11 protein-coding genes are annotated in these 16,271 nt (G+C 60.7%); 2 read left to right on the plus strand and 9 right to left on the minus strand.

The window, feature by feature from the left end; genetic code table 11:
• Window positions 1-3: 3 nt before the first annotated feature.
• Together traD and AC56DV_RS04185 are read left to right on the plus strand one after the other, a co-directional pair.
• On the plus strand, window positions 4-1,905 hold the full coding sequence (gene traD, locus AC56DV_RS04180; protein ID WP_496313048.1) for a conjugative transfer system coupling protein TraD: 1,902 nt from the start codon (window positions 4-6) through the stop codon (window positions 1,903-1,905).
• Window positions 1,902-2,528 carry an IncC plasmid conjugative DNA transfer DtrJ family protein gene (locus AC56DV_RS04185; protein WP_496313049.1) on the plus strand — a complete coding sequence of 209 codons (627 nt, stop codon included), beginning with the start codon at window positions 1,902-1,904 and terminating at the stop codon, window positions 2,526-2,528. The genes traD and AC56DV_RS04185 overlap by 4 nt, the downstream gene beginning before the upstream one ends.
• A 490-nt stretch (window positions 2,529-3,018) precedes the next feature.
• Here AC56DV_RS04185 and AC56DV_RS04190 read toward each other — a convergent pair whose 3' ends face one another.
• From AC56DV_RS04190 to AC56DV_RS04230, 9 genes are all read right to left on the minus strand, one after another.
• Window positions 3,019-4,188, minus strand: a complete 1,170-nt coding sequence (locus tag AC56DV_RS04190; RefSeq protein ID WP_496313050.1) for a hypothetical protein — start codon at window positions 4,186-4,188, stop codon at window positions 3,019-3,021.
• A gap of 169 nt (window positions 4,189-4,357) precedes the next feature.
• The gene (locus AC56DV_RS04195; RefSeq protein WP_496313051.1) at window positions 4,358-5,164 is read right to left on the minus strand and encodes an SOS response-associated peptidase family protein; all 807 of its coding nucleotides are present in this window, start codon (window positions 5,162-5,164) and stop codon (window positions 4,358-4,360) included.
• 182 nt (window positions 5,165-5,346) lie between these two features.
• Entirely contained in the window at window positions 5,347-8,517 is a 3,171-nt protein-coding gene (locus tag AC56DV_RS04200) for an error-prone DNA polymerase (RefSeq protein WP_496313052.1), read from the minus strand.
• Between the two features lie 3 nt (window positions 8,518-8,520).
• Entirely contained in the window at window positions 8,521-9,993 is a 1,473-nt protein-coding gene (locus AC56DV_RS04205) for a Y-family DNA polymerase (protein ID WP_496313053.1), read from the minus strand.
• Window positions 9,926-10,672, minus strand: coding sequence for a translesion DNA synthesis-associated protein ImuA (imuA, locus tag AC56DV_RS04210; RefSeq protein ID WP_496313054.1), 747 nt, complete (start codon window positions 10,670-10,672; stop codon window positions 9,926-9,928). The genes AC56DV_RS04205 and imuA overlap by 68 nt, the downstream gene beginning before the upstream one ends.
• 387 nt (window positions 10,673-11,059) lie before the next feature.
• A complete protein-coding gene (locus tag AC56DV_RS04215) occupies window positions 11,060-11,431 on the minus strand; it encodes a hypothetical protein (RefSeq protein ID WP_496313055.1) in 372 nt (123 codons plus the stop codon).
• An 82-nt stretch (window positions 11,432-11,513) separates the two neighbouring features.
• Window positions 11,514-14,159, minus strand: a complete 2,646-nt coding sequence (locus tag AC56DV_RS04220; RefSeq protein ID WP_496313056.1) for a caspase family protein — start codon at window positions 14,157-14,159, stop codon at window positions 11,514-11,516.
• Window positions 14,160-14,437: 278 nt separating this feature from the next.
• A complete protein-coding gene (locus AC56DV_RS04225) occupies window positions 14,438-14,950 on the minus strand; it encodes a ribonuclease T2 family protein (protein ID WP_496313057.1) in 513 nt (170 codons plus the stop codon).
• A 123-nt stretch (window positions 14,951-15,073) separates the two neighbouring features.
• Window positions 15,074-16,033, minus strand: coding sequence for a S1/P1 nuclease (locus AC56DV_RS04230; RefSeq protein ID WP_496313058.1), 960 nt, complete (start codon window positions 16,031-16,033; stop codon window positions 15,074-15,076).
• Window positions 16,034-16,271 lie beyond the last annotated feature (238 nt).

The following is a 16,271-nucleotide window of genomic DNA, read 5'->3' on the forward strand; positions in this document are numbered from 1 at the left end:
CTGATGCGTGATTATGAGATGCCGTGGCGCAGCCCGATGGAGCTGCTGGCGAGCGCCGTGTGGTGCGCCGCCAGCCTGGGCATCGTGGTGTCCAGCCCCGACCCGGTGCCGCGCCCGCTGGGCTTGGCGCTGCTGGCGGTGATGCTGCCGATGGCGTTGCTCAGGGCGCGCCAGGGCCTGCGCATCATCGCCGTGCGCGCGGCGCTGTCGGGGCGGGCGATGGAAATGATCACCACCAGGCGTCTGGCCAAGCTGGCCCCCGACGTGGAACTGGTGGTGTTCGGCTTTGGCTTCGAGTGGCAGCCTGTGCACTCGCAGCGGCTCTATGAACTGGCCAAGGTCGATTACCGCGACCTGCGCATCCCTGCGCCGATGCTGCGGCTGCTGGGCTACATCGGCAATCCGCAACCGGATGACGAGATCGGGCTGCCGTACATCCATGGCGTCGAGCGCCGTGAAACGCTGCTGGCGCGGCCGCTGCACAATTTCGAGGGCGGCACCCTGGTGGTGGGCACCACCCAGTCGGGCAAAGGCGTGTGCCTGGGCTGGTTGATCACGCAGGCGATCCGGCGCGGCGACGTGGTCATCGTCCTCGATCCGAAAAACTCCAAGCGCCTCAAGCGTCTGGTTGAGCGGGCCTGCGCCGACTACCGCGAGCCGGACGCCTTCCTGTGGTTCCATCCGGCGTTCCCGGAGACCGGTGCGCGCCTGGACTTCACCTTCAACTGGCAAAAGCCCACTGAAATCGCCTCGCGCATCCAGTCCATCCTGCCGCCGGACACGGCGGGTGCCTTCTCGGCGTTCGGCTGGGATGCGGTCAATGTGGTGACGCAGGGCATGGTGCGCCTGGAAAAGCGGCCCAACCTGATGAAGCTGACCCGGTACATCGAAGCGGGGATCGAGCCGATTTTGGAGGAGTCCCTCAAGCGTTGCTTCGAGGAGTTGCTGGGACGGGGCTGGCGCACCGATCCCGACCTGGTGCGGCTGCTGGAAAAGACGCGCAAGGGCGCCATCAAGTCGCCGTCGCCCGTGGCCAGTTCCGAACTGGTGGCGTTCGTCGAGTACTACGAGCGCCACGTGCACGAGTCGCGCCACGACAAGGTGATCGACTCGCAGGTGCGGGTGTTCCGCCACAACCGCGAGCACTATCAGAAGATCACGGCCAACTTGTTGCCGATCCTGTCAATGCTCACTTCCGGCGAGTTGGGGCGCACGCTGTCGCCCGACCCATTCGACGCGGCCGACGAGCGGCCCATCATGAATTTGGAGAAGATCGAGCGCGGCGGGCATGTGCTGCTGATGTGCCTGGACTCGCTGCCCGATCCGGCGGTGGCCTCGGCCATCGGCGCGATGTGCCTGGCCGACCTGGCAGCGCGCTCGGGGATTCGCTACAACCTGGGCGGCTACCGGCGCATATCCCTGTTTGTCGATGAGGTGTCGAACGTGATCAACCAGCCGCTGATCGAGATCATGAACAAGGGAGCGGAAGGCGGCATCTATACGACGGTCGCCATGCAGACGATTGCCGACCTGGCCAAGCGTCTTGGCAGCCAGGAAGCGGCCCGCATGGCGCTGGGGAACCTGAACAACCTGATCGCCTTCCGCACCAAGGACCAGCCCACCCAGGAGTTCATCAACGAGACCTTCGGCCAGACGGCGATCCACAACATGAAGGTCGGCCGCAACACCGCGCGTGACGGACATATCGGCGACTTCACCATGGTGGAGTCGACCCAGATCGCGGAGGAGTTGAACGAGCTGGTGCCGACCTCGCTGCTCGGAAAGCTGCCGAACCTGCAGTTCTTCGCGTCGGTGTCGGGTGGGCGCCTGTGCAAGGGCCGCTTTGCCTTGCTCGATCCCGGTGAGGCTCCTGCTGTAGCCGGCAACGCGCAAGCAGCGCCATGATCCGGGTCGCCTCGATCGCCTCGCTGCTGGCCCTGTTGGTGCTGGTGCTGTATCTGCCGTCGGCCACGCCGGCATCGGTATTTTTCGAGCGCGTACGGGTTGAGCATGGCTTGCATGGGGCCACATGGAGCCAAGCTCATGCGCAGGCGGCGCTGGCGCAGGCATTGGCGACAGTGGAGCGGCCCGTGGCTGTGCCCTTAATGCCGGCGAACTCGGCCAGGCAGGGCAGGGCGGAAACCGCCGCCGGCCGCCAGCTGGACACGGTGGGCCAGCGCATCCTGGGCAGTGGCTACCTGCGTTCGCTCAATGCGCTGTTGTTGCTGGCGGTGTTTCGCCTGGCAGCATTGGCGCAGCTGGCACCGGGCCTGCTGATGCTCGCCGGCGCGTGCCTGACCGACGGCCTGGTGCGGCGCTCGGTCAAAACTCGGGAGTTTTCCAGGCACCATCCCGAAATCTGGATCGCGAGTGTTTGCCTCGGGTGGCTTGCGGTATGCGGCGCGGTGATCTGCTCGGTGCTGCCGATCGCTGTGCCGGTAACGCTGCTGCCGCTGCTGGCAAGCGTGCTCTGCATATGCATCGGCATGGGTATCGCCAACTATCCGGCGGGTGCCGGGCGAGGCTAAGCGTCGGCCCGAGTGCTACAGGTACCCGCACAACCTGGCCGCAGACTGCAGCATAAGCTGGCCACCGTGGTTGGTTAACTGGCGGCGCGCGCGATACTTGGCGATTGGCTGCACCCGCAGGGCTGGCCGGTGTCTCCGGCGCGTGCGAGCGGCTTTGAATGCGAAATTGGCCGCCCGATCTGCGCCGTGCTTGCACTTTGCCACCTTCAGATTTTCTTCTGCGAGTAATTTGGCGAATGCGCCGAATAGCAACCTCGTGCAGGCCAAGTCACAACTTGCTCGATGTAACGAACCGAATCCGGCCGCGCGCCAAAATGCAGTTTTCGTCTGCGTAGTGACTCGGATCTGATCTGGCAGGTTGTTGAGAAGAACGGCGGCACCCCATTGCGGACCTTCGCACTTGGGTTTAGGTCAGCCCACCAATTGCAGTGTCAGCATCGGACGCCGCTGATTCTCTGAAAACTGCGAGGGCGAATTTTCGAGACCATCGTTATTTGGACCTTAACCCGATCTTTCCCTGGAAGGTCTTAAGGTCAGCGACGAAATACTTGGGCGAGTTGCCGTGTAACTTATCAGCTAAGAAGCTATCGAGAAACCCGACTACCTCACCCACGCCAAGCAGTCCTTTAGCATCCGCCCACTTTCCGGCGACCGTGGTAATCAAAAAGCGCAATGCTTTGATCGGCGCGCTGTTGACCCATGGTACATCGTGCAATAGCTCGACGTAGCGCGCGCAGAGTTCCATCTCGCTCAAATGTCGATTTTGCGAAAACCATGTCCTGAATTCATCGCAGTTTCGGCTCCGGGTAAGCCGAAACAGATCGGAAAACTTGTCAGGTTCTACGCATGTGACTGCAGCTAAATCCGGGATGCCCTCAAGTTTGAGGAATGACCATAATTCATCAGGACTGCGATTGCCCCAACGCTGCTGTCCTTTTAGTTTCAAAGCTACGCTATCGCCAATTGGAGAAGCAGATGATGTGCTCGCACAGTCAAAATGCTGAGACAAGAATCCTTCGATGTTTGCTTGAGCAAGCGCCAATAGAGCATCTACGGGGTTCGCTACTACGTTAGTCTCTGGGCCAAGGACCCGCACTTGATTCTTACTTATGCCCGGTAGCCTTAATCCAGTAGTTCGATGATATGAATATCCACTGTTCCAAAAATCGCTTTTGCGAAAGTCTGAGTATGTTCGTTCGCGGATATCATCGACCACACTCGCAGACTCCATTGAAAAGGAGCCTGTAGCCAGCAGCTGCGATATTTTTTCGCGATTTCGGAGAGGTATACGACAGCTCGAAAAGCCCGCTGATATCGAAGATTCGATAGACGAATCCTGTGGCCGCAGGTTGCTGGGATCTCCAAAGACTGCCAATGAACCATCTCGGCCGGTTCCGCGAACGTACCCGAAAACTTGGCGCAATCGAATAAACCGAAGCTGTTCGGACTCGAGGAGATCAATAAAGGCATTTTCGCCTAAGATTTCAAGCAAGCCTACAGCTGTCAGGAAGTCAGTTGTTGGCACCAAAACTTGGTCGTGGAGAATGAGCTGTTCGCATATTTTTTCTACCTTGTCTGCTTTGTTGACGACATACCGATGCAAATGCATCCCGTCCAAGTTGAAAGTGGCAGACAGATCGCCCGCAAGAACGCGCAACATTATTTCCCCTTAAAAGCACGATTTTGTGGTCGGTAGGCCATGATCCGATTATGGGTGAACGCGGCCAAAGGAATCAGGATAGCATCTTGTACAAATAGAAAAGTCACAAACTATCACAGGCAGCCGATGCCACTCAATCCCTTCGGGAGTTGGACTGACAAATCGACCTTCAAAATCCAAACAATGAACCTTGCTGCGGCTCAGCCTCGGTAGTTCTTTGCACCTGCGCGTCTTCCTGTTCTATTTCGGCAGCCTCGGATGTTGCCGCCGTCTTTGCTTTTGGGGCGGCGTACGCGTTCAATTCTTCGGGGCGGTACAGCTCGATCAGGGCGCGTGCAAATTCCGGGTTCTTGGAGCTGAGCCAATCGTCGTAGTGTTCAGGCCGCAGGATGGCCACGCCGCGCTTTTCCTCGTTTGGGCGGTGGAACCGGTTGAGCAGGGGGTGGCTATCGGCATTTAAGGTGAAGTGGGTGTAGCTGTTTGTAATGGTCCCGTCTTCCTCTTCCCAGGTGCGCCACATGCCGGGCAGTCCGAAGGGCTCCTTGCTGGCCAGTTCGAGCGCCCAGCGCTCGTGGATACCCGTCTCCCAGTTCGGTTCGAACACAGTCAGCGCCGGCACGATGCACAGTTGCTGTGCGAGCCAGAAGCGCTTGTAGTTGACCTTGCTGCCAACTTCCTCGGCGCGCGCGTTCATGCTGTCCATGGCGATGCGCTTGGGCTTGGGCAGCGCTTTGCCCGCAGCCCTGGCCTGCTGAACTTTCGCTTCCTCCTCCTTGGTGAGTTTCCTGAAGGGGCGATGGCGCTGCGGGACGAAGCCATAACTTCCAACCATGCCTTTTCGCTGCCGGTGCTCGTCGTGCACGATAAACAGCCCCTGGTAGTCGCGATACATCTCTTCCCGCCAGTCCTCATTCATTTCCATGGGCGTGCGAAACCATTCGAACGCCAGTTGACGACTAACGGTGACGTAGTTCACACACATGGTTTCTCCGGAGTAGTCATGCGCTGGTTGTATTGAGTAATACGAAAATTACCACAATTGAGAAACGCCCGGGTGGCGGCAATCTGCGAAGACGCCGTTGGTCTGCATGCGTTGGCGGACTGCCTCGTGTCCCTCGACGAAAAGGAAGGCTCTCATTCTGTTCTTGAATCGCTGCATCAGTGAAAATCCCGGCTGCGGGTGTCCAGCTCGCCGAGCAGGTGGCTCAAATCAACCAGGCGTTTCGCGACCAGGTGGCGGACATTGCTTTCGGATTGCCATACCCCGTACACCCCGAGCAGCTGTGCGCCCATGACCTCACGGCGGAATTGCTCAACCAGACTCGGCCAGCAGATGACGTTCACCGTGCCGGCTTCATCCTCGAGCGTGATGAAGACCACGCCGGCCGCCGTGCTTGGCCGTTGACGGACCGTGACGATCCCACAGCCCCGGGCCAGTTGGCCATTCGAAAATTCAGCCAGCACATCGCTCGGGATAAAGCGCAACTTCGACAAGCGCTCGCGCAGGAAACTTAAGGGATGGCGTCCGAGCGTCAAGCCGACATACCGGTAGTCAGCCGCCACATTTTCCGCCTCGGTCGGTGCATCCAGTTCGATCGCATCTTCACTGATTGCCGCCGGACGAAGAAGGCCCTTGTCCGGCACGCTGGCGGCCGCCTGCCACATCGCCTGGCGGCGGTTGCCCGACAGGGATGCCAACGCATTGGCGCTGGCCAACGCCCCCATGTGGCCGGCATGCAGGTTGGCGCGGGCCGCCAGGTCGGCCGTGCTGTTGAAGGCCTCGACAGCACGGGCCTCTTCGATGCGCCACGCCGCATCCTGCTCCAGGCCCTTGACGTTGTTCAGGCCAAGGCGTACTGCCGGTTGTGGCCCTTTGGTGGGCGCCTCGAGCGATGCCTCCCAGCAGCTGACACACACGTCGACCGGCCGAACCTCGACGCCATGCCGGCGCGCGTCCTGCACCAGGGACGAGCGCGAGTAAAACCCCATCGGCTGGCTATTGAGCAGCGCCGCCAGGAATGCCGCCGGCTGATGGCACTTGAGCCAGCTGGAGGCGTAGGCCAGCAGCGCGAAGCTGCTCGAGTGCGATTCAGGAAAACCGTATTCCGCGAACCCGCGAATTTGGCCGACGATGGAGTTGGCGAATTCAATGGTGTAGCCACGCGCAGTCATGCCGTTTAACAGGTCGGCTTCGAACTGCTCCAGATTGCCTTTCTTTTTCCACGCGGCCATCGCCCGGCGCAGCGCATCGGCTTTGCCCGCCAAGAACCCGGCGGCCACCATGGCGATGCTCATCACCTGTTCCTGGAAGATGGGAATGCCCAAGGTCCGCTCCAGCACGCCTTCGATTTCCGGGCTCGGGTATGTCACCGGGTCCAGGCCCTGGCGACGGCGCAGGTAGGGATGAATCATCCCGCCCTGGATCGGGCCGGGGCGGATGATGGCCACCTCGATGACCAGGTCGTAGAACGTCCTCGGCTGCAGGCGCGGCAGCATCGACATCTGGGCGCGGCTCTCAATCTGGAACACCCCCATCGTATCGGCCTGGCAGATCATGTCGTAGGTGGCAGGGTCCTCGGCCGGGATGTCGCCCATCTCGAAACGCGCACCGCGCTGTTCGGACACCAACTCCAACGCGCGCCGGATGCACGACAACATGCCCAACGCCAGCAGGTCGATCTTGAGCAAGCCCACCGCATCAAGGTCGTCCTTGTCCCATTGCACCACGCTCCTGTCTTCCATCGCCGCCGCCTCGATGGGCACCAGGCGCGACAGCTTGGTGTGTGAGATCACGAAGCCGCCCGGGTGCTGGCTCAAGTGGCGGGGCACGCTCATGAGCGCGTCGGCCAGGTCGTTCCACTTTTCGGCGATGGATGATTCGGGGTCGAAACCGCAGTCCAGCAGGCGTTGCTGCAGGTCCGCGCGGCCGCCCCACGAGCTCGAAGCTTTTGCGACTTTGTCGACCACGCTTAAGTCCACGCCGAGGGCCTTGCCGACGTCCCGCAACACGGATTTCGGCCGGTACGAGATGACGACGGCCGTCAACGCCGCGCGCATCCTGCCATATTTCCGATAGACATACTGCAGGACCTCCTCACGGCGTTGATGTTCGAAATCGATGTCGATGTCCGGCGGCTCGTTCCTTTCTTTCGACATGAATCGCTCGAACAGGAGCGTCCCGCGCGACGGGTCGACCTCGGTCACACCCAGGCAGTAGCATACGGCGGAGTTTGCGGCCGAGCCCCGGCCTTGACACAGGATCTGCTGAGACCTTGCGAAGCGAACGATGTCGAAGACGGTCAGGAAATACGGTTCGAAGTTCAGTTCGCCGATGATATCCAGCTCGTGCTCCAGCTGCGCCTGGACGTTTTCAGGAATCCCGCCGGGGTAGCGCCAGTCGGCGCCGATGTAAGCTTCCTTGCGCAGATAGGACGCGGGCGTTTCACCTCCCGGGACCAGTTCATGCGGATACTCATAGCGCAACTCGTCGAGGGAGAAGTTGCAAAGCTGCGCCAGGCGCACGGACTCGTCCAGGGCCTCGCGGGGGTAGATGTTGCCCAGCCTAACGCGCGAACGCAGGTGCTGCTCGGCGTTGGGTGGCAGCTTGTAGCCACATTGCGCCACAGGCACGCCGTGCCGGATGGCCGTCATGGTGTCGTGGATAGGCTTATAGGAACGCACATGCATGGCCACATCGCCCGTGGCGACGATGGGCATGCTGAACTCGTCCGACAAGGCCTGCACCAGCTGGCGGTGCGTCGCATCCTTATTCCTGTGGTACAGGGTCAGTGCGATGCGCACCCGGCCTGGTGCGCATTGCACCAGCCACGTCGCCTGCCGCGCCACTTCCTCGGACGCGCCGCAGTATTTGGGGGCCAGGATGAACTGGCAGTCGGGCAGGCCGCGCAGATGCACCAGGTCGCCGACCGGCGTGGCGATATCACGGGGCCGAACCAGGTAGTGCCCCTTCTCGGCACGCATCCGTCCGACCGTGATCAGTTCGCTGAGGTTGCCGTACCCGTTGCGGTTCATCGCGATGATGATGATACGGAACGGGGCACTGCCGTCTTCGGGCGTCACGTCGAGCTGGCTGCCGATGAGGAGCTGCAGGCCCAGCTCTTTCGCGGTGACATGGGCTCGCACGACACCGGCCAGTGAACACTCGTCGGTAATGGCCAGCGCCAGGTACCCAAGTTGATGGGCGCGCTCAACCAGCTGCTCGGGAGCGGACGCGCCTCGCAGAAAGGAAAAATGGGTATAGCATTGCAGCTCCACGTAATCTGGCAGCCCGGCCGCTGCGGCTGTTGGTCTGATTGGTATGGTGTGCATGGGTCACGCAAACAGTCCATGCAAGTACCACCGGGGGTCTTCCGCGACGCGCTCAAAATAAATCCAGTAGCAGGCCGCGCTGGCCGCTTGCGCAATGTAGTAGTCGCGCGCGGCGGTTTGGTCGTTCCACCAGCCTGCCTCCAGGCGTTCAGGACCATCGATGATTTTGAGCGGGCTGACGTAGAACGGGCGCTCGTCGCGCATCAGCAGCCTGATGGGCTTGGGCAAAAGCCAGAAGGGCCGGCCCTCCAGAATCTCCTCTATCTGTGTTTTCGGGCGCTTCGCCGTCGCCGGGATCCACGCGTTGCACACCTCGGGCCGGTAGTCCTCCAAGTCGGCGGGCACAAGCACGTTTTCAGCTCCCAGCCTGGCCGTCAACAGCTCCAGCAAGCGAGCGTAGTCCTGCGGTGATCCGCCGGGTTCAGGGAACAGGCTGGCGTTCGGCGGCAGCATCGATTCGATCTTCACCGCTTCGAGCCGCAGTGCGATCACCGGCCGCTCCAATGTTGTTTTTGCCAGGCGCTCCTTGAGCAGGCGTAGCAGATGGGCCTCGTGCCATACCGGCTCGGCAAGTGCCACCTCAAGTACCGTTGGCGCGATAGCGGAATGGCCACGCTCATGCTCCAGGGCGAGTGTCAATACCCGTACTGCACGTTGCAGCGAGGCGAGCCAGCCGACCAGTTGCAGGATGAGTCCGGTGGCGCCGTGCAGTAGCGCGTCGGCGCTCTCGACACGGTCGAAGGTTTCGATGCGGGCGGAGAAATGCAGCGGCGGCTTGATCCATTCGTGCATCTCGGGCGCTTCACCGTAGGCGCGGTCCAGCGTTGCCAGGAGCTCCTTGCTGGTGCGGCGTAGAAGACCGGCACGCGGAAGTCTTCGCAGCGCACCGATCCGCTTGGCGCCGATGTCGCCCAGCCAATCATGGAAAGGGGCAGCTGCCGGTACCAGAGCGCAGGGCAGCAAGTCCAGCCGTTGCTGCATGGTCGCCAGTGACAGGACGCGGCGGCGGAACACGACATTTTTCATCCGGGTGCTACGGGCGAGCAGCCATGCGCCTTCAGCCGTTGGGGCGGCCCCGAGCTGCACAGTAAAGCCCAGCGCTTCGATGCCTTTTGTCACACGTGCGCATAAAGCGTGGGGGCCGCGGAAGAGCGCAAGGCTGGCGCTGACTTCCAGCAGCACCGAGAAATCCGGTTGAAACGTGACTTCCGGCGTGTACTGCATCATCGCAGTCGCGATGGCATTCAGGGCAAGGTCCTCTTTGGCAAGGTTGCGTTCAAGAATAGCCGTGTCAGGCGATACCGCCATCACGCCCCCGCTGCGCATCCCAAGCCTCACGCCCGCCAGGCCAGCGTCCATCGATATGGAGATAACGATTCCCTTGTCGGTTACTGCATACAGCCCCGGCTCAGACCAACATGGGCGCAGCGACTCGAGCGGGAGCAGTGGCAGGTGTGCGCTGAGCAGGAGTTTCATGTTCTTTGTCCCACAGCTGGCGACCAGCGGGCATGTCAATCAGGGGTACGAAAATAGGGGATTCACAATGCGGGCCTCGTCGCTTGATGATGTCCACCGAGATGCCACCGAGCGCGGGCCGCAGTGCAAGACGCAGCGGTGAAGGGGACGCGTCGGCGGCCGCAGTCAGTGGTCGAACCAGCCATAGCCAGGTATCCGTGGACTGCGCGGCCAGGTTGAGGCGCCGCAGTGCTTCGGGTCGCACGTTCGACTGCCAAAGGACAACGCCACCGCAACTTCCGTTCTTCAGGATTTGCTCCGCTGACCAGAGCGCATCTGCCGAGCTCTGGGGGCGAAGCCAGAGCACATTCTGTTCATTCATCCGCCACGACCGGCATGCCATCGCGTGGGGAAGATACGGCGGCTGTATCAGGGCGACCCTGTGTTGTCGAGATAGCGACGCCAATGCGGGCTTCAGTAACTGCATCTCGCCGATACCGTGTTGTTGAACCAGCAGTTCGACGAGTGCCGATCTCGGCCATCCTTCGTTGGGTAGCTGGCTATCCAGAACAGGATGACCGGTTGTCGTCGTCGTGGCACGCGACACGGCAAGTTCGCTTGCACGCCATACGCTAGAACGTACAGCCAGGTCCAGAGCAGCTTGAGCAACAGGTGTAGCGGAAAGTGGTGGAACAAGCATGTTAACTCCGATACTGTGATTTTATACAGTGTTTTGTGAAGTATAGTCGGCCAACCGGCAACCTAGCAAGAGGATTTTTATTGCGCAATGGCAATTTTTTCTGAGGGCAATTCTGCTCGAGACGAGGACTGGGAGGTAACTCCTGCGTAATGCCCAGCAGAATCTGCCCAGATTGCGCGACTAGGTGAATGCGTCCGCAGCAGGCACCGGACGCGGCTATGAGCCGGCTTGAATGCAGCGCGGATCTGTATCGAGCCGAGTGGGCTTGGCTGCGCGCTGACAGTGTTGAAGTAGGCGAAGCGCCCATGCAGGCGCATGGATAGCGCGGAAGCGTGCGTGGCGTTAACTCCACGCGTTCGATCGCAGCCCCGGCAGCTTGCGCGGCCGTCAAAACCAGGGAGACCAGAAACGCGTTTTTGGCTTGACGGGCGGTTTTCCTGCTTGGATGCTCGCATTGTCGCGTTCCGTACCAGCATTCACTTTTCCGGGCACGTCCCCGGCCGCTGCGACAGCCGAAGTCGCTCCCGCTGCTGCTGTGTACACCGCGCATCCGTTCAGCACGGCGACAAGCCAATCGCTACTATTGTCCACTTTAAGGGTCGCCAAGACGCCCAAGCAGATTAGTTCGGATACCACCAATCCCAGCCAGGCTGGGCTTATCCCAAAGGCTGATTTCAAAGTGTTCGTGACCACAACAGTCGCGCCAGTTGCACCGGCAAATGTGCCGAGACTGGCAAGGGTGTAGAACTCGTTCGCCATTTTTCTCTCCTAGTTATCAATGCGCGGAAAAACCAACGTTGGCCGCTCCGCAGGGGTATCGCGCTTCCTTGCAGCGCAACTCTTATTGTCGAATCGTGGCCCACCTACGTTCGAGCGCTTGCGCGAAAGCCAATGCCATGCCGCTGTCGTCCAGCTGGGAATGGTCGATCCACTGAGCCCGCCAGGCAAGTGCCCACGGTGGGGTGACTTCCAACTGCCCGATGAGGTGATCGAGCTTGCGCATGCGCCGTTGTGCATCTTGCAGTATCGGGTCAGCGCGGAGGGATCGTTCCTTCGCTTGCCTAAAGATAGCTAAACGATCCGCCCTAGCGAGCAGGTATTCTGCCGCTACCGCGCGTACGGTGACATCGGGCGACAGTAGCAATTGCAGAACATCTTCCGGCTTGCCAATCAGGGTCTGGGCCATGGTCCGATGTGTGGAGGAGCGCTCGCGCAAGTGATCTGCCAGCTGTGCTTTGAACCCATCGTCTAGCGGTATCATTGCCAAAGTGCCGAGCAGGCGGCTGTCGTCGCTGCCTTGCTTGATAAAACTGGCGAGATGCGACGCAGCCTGCTGAGGGTGCGTGCGGGCCAGCCAGCGCAGCAATTCCCGGTCGAGATCGGGGCGGCTAGGGAGGCGGTAGGTCTGGATATCTTCCGCGGGCGCGCCTAGGGCAGTGAGCCTGCGCGCCAGCGCCAAGCGGAGTTCAGGACTTGCGGAAGCCCGCATCATGTCGCGCATGGCGGAAGGCCCATTCGTGGCGTTCGCTTCGACCATCGCCTCTACCATGGCCAGCGCCGGTCCGCCCATGGCTGGCGCTAGTTCGACGCGCGCAACCGTCCGGTCGGGCATGCCCTGGCGCTTCCACAGCAAAAGCACATGCCCATCACCGCTGACGGCCTCCAGCCTGGCGTCTGGGCAATCGCGCGCAGCGGCGACGCCGGCGTCGATGGATGCGTCCTGATCCAAAGCCAGATCCGGGTTCAACAGCCACTGGGTGCACGGAGCCTTGCCCAGATGGCGCCCGAAGGCGGCCAGCCTGGCAAGAGTGTCGTGCGAAGGTATGGGGCCGGCTTGCACATGCATTAGAAGGTTGCTGACTGTTTCGCTCACTGTATTGAATCCTGCGGGATCCGTAAGCCTGAGCGTGGAAAGGGCGCTGCGGATATGTCTTCTGGGCGCGCCGATCGTGCTCGCAACCGGAAAAGTGCAGCCTTTCGTGCGAAGCGTTGCCTGCGCGATGACGGGATAAACAGTGTTGGCGCCCGGCTCGGCTAGCGTTTCTGACCACCAAGCCTGTACTTCGGGCGTGCATTGGCCATCCCATTCCGACAGCAGATTGAGCGTGAGGCCGACGTGCTTGCTGGCGCCGCTCGCGCGCAAAGCGCCTACCGCCCTTGCTGGACTGAGTTTGCTTAGCGCGGGGATCAACTGCGCCGCCGATTGCGGATCCTTTCGGCGGATGAGTGCTTCGAGACGATCTTCATCGCCCGCTTGGACAGCTTCTGGCAGTATCAGCACCAGAGCAGGAGCAAGCGTCCCCTGTTCGCTGGCGCCTTCCAACAGGTACTTGCGCGCATTGGCCCTATCGCCCATAGCCCAATGCATCGCGCCGCGCGGAGCCGGTTTGAGCAGTTTGAGCAATGCAGACTCGGGCGTATCTCTGGCATCCAGGACTAGAGTGCGGTTTTGCAGCGGGCGCGCATCACTGCGCAGATCGTCCACGCCAAACGCGTAGATCCACCGTGTGCGCGGCAGACCGAACCCACTCAGCTCGGGGTAGCCGTGGACCAGCGCAATGCTGTCACCACGGATCTCGAAGTACGCATGCGAGTCGAGGAAGGTCCAGTAGCAGCCCACCGCGATGGCCACCACTCCGAGGGGGCCCGCGATGGCCAAGGTCACTCTCTTCCGCAAGTCTTCGGGCAAGACGCGGCGCATCTTGACTCGAACTTGTTCCAGCGTCCAATCGCGGTTAACAAATAGTAGTGGATCGTCCGCGTGGCTTCCGGCGAAAATCGGCGTCTGCTCTTTCGTGCCGCCGAATATCCGCGCAGCGTCGGCTACGACCCCCGCATGAAGGTAGCCGAACAGCTCGCTAAAGTAGATCGCGCCAGCTTGGCCGAGGCGCTCCTCTCCGCGCAACACCCGCAGCAGGCGGCTGGTAAAAAGCGATCCGTGATCGGGTAGTTCCCACGACGATTGCCCGGATCGAGATGCGCTCACCAGTAGGCGGAAGTCGTCCTTGCCCAGGCTGTGGAAATAGGAGGCCGCGTTTTCGGCGAGGCGAGCGCCGCCGCAGCAGTCGAGGATGAGCAGCACGCCTCGTGCCTTGGTCGACGAAAGCGCATCGACAAGCGCCTCGCGCGTCAGGCGCCCCCGATCCGCAGGATCAACTTCATCAGTTAGCAACGCGTAGCTTGGGCCGCTGTTGGCGCCGTGCCCAGCAAAGTAGAACAGCAAGATATCGCCAGCTGAGGCGCTGGCTGCGCAGGCCTGCAAGCGGCGCAAAATGGCAGACGGATTTGCTGCTCTGCCGAGTAGCAGATGCACTTGCGTGTCCGGGACTCCACAGGTATGCGCTGAGATCAGCGCTGCGGCAACCGCCGCTGCCTCTTTTTCGCAGGCAGGAAGGTGCTTGAGGCCGCTGCGCTGGTATGAGCTGATGCCGACGACCACGGCGTGAGTGGATTCGGAAAAACTCCGTGCGTCGGGTTTGGCAGGCATAGAATTGGTTCCTTTGTATGGCGGAGATGTCGAACAGTCCGCAGGGCAAAACCTATCTACCGCACCCTGCGGGTTGTCATGCCCGGTCGCGGCAGTGGCCTCAGGCTATTTTCTGGCGGTTAGCTGCATTGGGCACCCATCAAGCTCAGTCGAACATTGCTGGAAATGCTGCAGGTTCTTGGATAGACACAGGCGAATCTCGTCCAGCGTCTTGCGGTCGGCCTTAGGGAAATTCTTCTTCTGATTTTCTTTGCACGCGAACTGGATATGGCCACGCTCTAGGCAGCTGTTTTCAGCGACAACTTTTGCTTTAATTTCTGCAATACTGTACTGTACTGTCCTGCGTCGAGGTGCGGTACCTTAACGGTGCTGTGCAAGGTAGCGATTTGTTGGAAGTACTCGTTGCGGGACAGGCCGCTGCATACGCCGTGCGTTTTCCATTCGTGATCGACAAGAAATGCTGACATCAGCTGGGTGGCGGTCTTTTCTACATCGGGATCAAGCGCGGAAAATGCGGGGGAAGGGGCTGCAAAGTTGCAGTTCTCGACCTTGCCATGGACGGGCTCAGGCCACAACCCATGCACTATGTACTCGCGTTTCTGGGTACAGTCCTGACTGGCGCTATTTTGGGCAAAACACCACTCGCCCTCGCTGGAGATGGTGAATTTGTAATATTGGAACTGACCAGCCACAGGGGCTTTCGGTTTTTTTGCCTTCGGTTTTGCGGATGAGCTCCCGATCACGGCCATCAGCAACAAGACTGCAAGCATCGTTCTGATACTTCTCTGCATAATGCCTCCCGATTTAAAGGATGCTTACCCAGCAATGGCCAGGCGGTACCTGCGCCAACAAACTCGGTTCCCTACGCGCGCCCGATGCCGGCAGGTGAGGATGCGACTCTCTCCCTTCGACAGCTATGGGAATATCGCGTTTAATACTTGCGCCAACCGGTGGCCGGCCCGCGCCAATTGCTGTTCAATGTCGGCCATGGCTTGGTCATCGTAAAGGGCATCGACTTCCGTGGCGAATTTGCCGCTAGCGGAACAGGCGAAGCCCGGTAACGGGTCGTAGGCGTCGTTGCGGGCGACAATGGCCGCTTCGTCCACCCAGACTTGCGGTGAGGTCAATGGCGGTGGCGGGTACTGCTGGCCCAGACGCCTGGCGAAGGAAATTTCCGAGGAGGGCTGTGCGGCTCGATTCAGCATTTGGCGCAGAACGACACCGTCCCAATACTGATGCAGGTTGCATTCGATTTCGCGTCCGTGCGCATCGTGGCACAGCTTGCGGTTGCGCAATTGAATGCCATTTCCGCCGGCGTCGCCATGATCGGCGGAATGCAATGGTTGATGGACGTCGCCAACCAAGTGCACAAGTACGCGTAGCGCGAATAGCTTCTCCGCCTTGGATGATGGGCCGGCCAAGGTCGCCGACGACAATACGATCCTCTGCAAGGCGCACTGGCCGTCCGGGCATGCGGTTTGCGAAGGCGGGTTGGCGCAGATGTCCACGTCGTCGTAGTGCCAGCGCTTCATCATGGGGCCGTAGGTCGCATCGGCACGCATCTCGTCCATCCAATTTGCGGCGCTGGCCAGAGATTTGCCGCCAAGAATCGTACGCACGGATAAGCGGGCGTTCGGCGTGAGGTTATGGGCTGCGATATACCCGACAATGCGATGACCCTCCGGCCCCCACGCCATGGCTGCCTTGGGCACCGCAGCCCAAGCCAATAGCACGACAACGCTGTGCCGGAACAACCATCCGGTTGCAGCAATCGAACACGGCGGCTGCCGTACTATGCGTTTGACGTATTCGAAGATGCGCATACGGAGGCTGCGGTCCGGCATGGCAACGGGTTCGCGTTTAGAAACGATCATCGCTCTCTCCAAAAAGAAAACGTCGGCAACAAGATTGGATTGCGGTGCAGGTATGCCTAGTCGGGCGCTGGTCAACGCTGCGTACGAGATCCCCCGCCGGAAGGCCGCGGGTGACCGTGACCTGCTCCCCGAAATTAGTACGGTGTTAATCTAGAGTCTGCCCAACAGGAGGCAGGCATGAAAAAGCGATTTACTGAAGAGCAAATCATCGGTGTGCTAAAAGAAGCCGAGGCCGGCG

It is taken from the genome of Massilia sp. BGA-UO-ETr-WB1 (genome assembly GCF_059567845.1).

Excerpts from the sequence above, each read along its gene's own strand:
- traD (WP_496313048.1), top strand. The coding sequence starts at position 4 with ATGCGTGATTATGAGATGCCGTGGCGCAGCCCGATGGAGCTGCTGGCG.
- AC56DV_RS04185 (WP_496313049.1), top strand. The coding sequence starts at position 1,902 with ATGATCCGGGTCGCCTCGATCGCCTCGCTGCTGGCCCTGTTGGTGCTG.
- AC56DV_RS04190 (WP_496313050.1), bottom strand. The coding sequence starts at position 4,188 with ATGTTGCGCGTTCTTGCGGGCGATCTGTCTGCCACTTTCAACTTGGAC.
- AC56DV_RS04200 (WP_496313052.1), bottom strand. The coding sequence starts at position 8,517 with ATGCACACCATACCAATCAGACCAACAGCCGCAGCGGCCGGGCTGCCA.
- AC56DV_RS04205 (WP_496313053.1), bottom strand. The coding sequence starts at position 9,993 with ATGAAACTCCTGCTCAGCGCACACCTGCCACTGCTCCCGCTCGAGTCG.
- imuA (WP_496313054.1), bottom strand. The coding sequence starts at position 10,672 with ATGCTTGTTCCACCACTTTCCGCTACACCTGTTGCTCAAGCTGCTCTG.
- AC56DV_RS04215 (WP_496313055.1), bottom strand. The coding sequence starts at position 11,431 with ATGGCGAACGAGTTCTACACCCTTGCCAGTCTCGGCACATTTGCCGGT.
- AC56DV_RS04220 (WP_496313056.1), bottom strand. The coding sequence starts at position 14,159 with ATGCCTGCCAAACCCGACGCACGGAGTTTTTCCGAATCCACTCACGCC.
- AC56DV_RS04225 (WP_496313057.1), bottom strand. The coding sequence starts at position 14,950 with ATGCAGAGAAGTATCAGAACGATGCTTGCAGTCTTGTTGCTGATGGCC.
- AC56DV_RS04230 (WP_496313058.1), bottom strand. The coding sequence starts at position 16,033 with ATGATCGTTTCTAAACGCGAACCCGTTGCCATGCCGGACCGCAGCCTC.